The following is a 2040-nucleotide window of genomic DNA, read 5'->3' as shown; positions in this document are numbered from 1 at the left end:
TTTTTGGAAAAATTAGAGTCAGGATATGATTTAGTTTCTGGATGGCGAAAACATCGTAACGACCCTCTTTCTAAAACATTACCCTCGAAATTATTTAATGGAGTTACATCAATTTTAACTGGAGTCAAATTGCATGATTTTAACTGTGGCTTAAAAGCCTATAAAAAAGAAGTATTAGACTGTATAAAAGTCTATGGAGAGTTACATCGTTATATTCCCGTATTAGCTCATAGTTTAGGATTTAAAATTACTGAAGTAACTGTCAGACATCATCGGCGGAAACAAGGAAAATCTAAATATGGTTTAGAACGTTATACCCGTGGCTTTATTGATTTATTAACTGTTTTAGCAACTACTCATTATTTACATAAACCAGGTCATTTGTTTGGGAGTTTAGGATTATTGTTTGGTGCTATAGGAATGACATCTTTGGGTTATTTAATTGTACTCTGGTTTATGGAGATTCGACCTATAGGTACTCGTCCTTTATTTTTATTTGGAATTTTGTGTATTATTCTGTCTGTACAGTTAATATCTTTGGGAATTTTGGCAGAATTAATTACTAAAAATGTAGATGATGATTATGTGGATAAGCAGATTTGTGAGGTTGTAGAAGAGAGCGAGGAAAATTTTTAGGGGAGACTAGGTAATACCAATTTCAAAAAAGAATGTTAGGAATAGTATTGTAGAGTAAATAATAGCTGACAAGACTACCTTTAAATAAATAAATTGAGCTTCAGTTTTAAGTAACACTTTCAGAAGGAAGCAAACAAAATATCAATTATCATCCAAGAAATTTTCTACCCACTGCTTTTTTGTCTCAGACAAATAAGTTTGAGTTTTAGTCTTTTAGTTTAAAAATTTTTAAGTTTGTCAGGACTTGATGACAAAAAAGCAGAAAATTTGTTTGATGCAGTTAACGAAATTTCAATTAGATAAGGGTTCATTCCTAGAAATGGGGATGGCATTTTGAGTCATTAGGTTGATTAACTATACATAGCAATTCCTAAGCTAGTGAGGTACACTGCTGCAGATCCCCCCTAACCCCCCTTTTTCAAGGGGGGAACCGGAAGTCCCCCTTTTTAAGGGGGATTTAGGGGGATCGTTGATGTACCTTAGTAGGGTGAAAACCGCTATATATCTACTTAATCTAAAACAAACTTAACTTTGGAGAGAGAATCTCAGAAGTAGATTTTGATATAAGGAAGGTATAGAGAATTTTATATAAAAAGATGAAACTAGAAATACCTCAACAGGATGCTTCTACTATTCGTACAGAAAGAATTGAGCGCTCCCTACAAGCGTTAAAACAAATATGGTCAGAAGCGATCGCCCTTGAACTACAAGAAGCTGAAAACCTAGAAAAGATTTATCCTAATAATCGGAAAAGTGCCCAAAACCTGATTCATTATCTAGCAGTACGTCGCCATGATATCCGAGATTTACAATATGACCTTAGTATCTTGGGGTTAAGTTCCCTCGGTCGGATGGAAGCTCATGTTATGGCCTCACTTCATGCAGTTTTAGAAGCACTCCATAGAATAGATAATCTTTCTATCCCACCAGAACTACAAACCGAATTATCTATAACCCACGAATTGGGAAACGCCATTCTCACAAAACATACTCTGGAGATATTGGGGCCTAAACCAGAACTTAGAAATGCTCGTATCATGGTGACAATGCCAAGTGAAGCTGCTGATGATCCTCAGATAATTCACAAATTATTAGCCAAAGATATGAATATCATGCGCGTTAACTGCGCCCATGACAACCGGGAAGTATGGACAAAAATGATTCAAAATTTGCGCCAAGCGGAAACGGAGCTAGGGAAATCCTGTCGCATCTCTTTTGACTTAGGAGGTCCAAAATTAAGAACTGGCAAAATTGAAGGTAAACATTTTTCCCTTTCCCAAGGGGATACTTTGGTAGTGAAACAAGGTGATATTCTCGGTAAACCATCTAGTAAAAATCAACCTGCAAGAGTAGGATGTGATGTACCGGAAGTTTTCCGAGATGTGCAAGTAGGGGAAAGAATAT

Annotated in this window: 1 protein-coding gene and 1 pseudogene; both read left to right on the top strand. The window is 36.0% G+C overall.

Translation table 11 applies throughout. The features are described 5' to 3' along the window. Window positions 1-636 (top strand): annotated as a pseudogene (locus F6K13_RS30400) (glycosyltransferase); the annotation flags it as partial. Between the two features lie 596 nt (window positions 637-1232). Next, window positions 1233-2040: pyruvate kinase (locus F6K13_RS30395; RefSeq protein ID WP_287289462.1), on the top strand; the 808-nt coding region annotated here is incomplete at its 3' end.

Origin of the sequence: Okeania sp. SIO2B9 (genome assembly GCF_010672505.1) — a bacterium.
Classification (GTDB): Bacteria; Cyanobacteriota; Cyanobacteriia; order Cyanobacteriales; family Microcoleaceae; genus Okeania; species Okeania hirsuta.
This window is presented reverse-complemented; position numbering and strand designations above follow the sequence as displayed.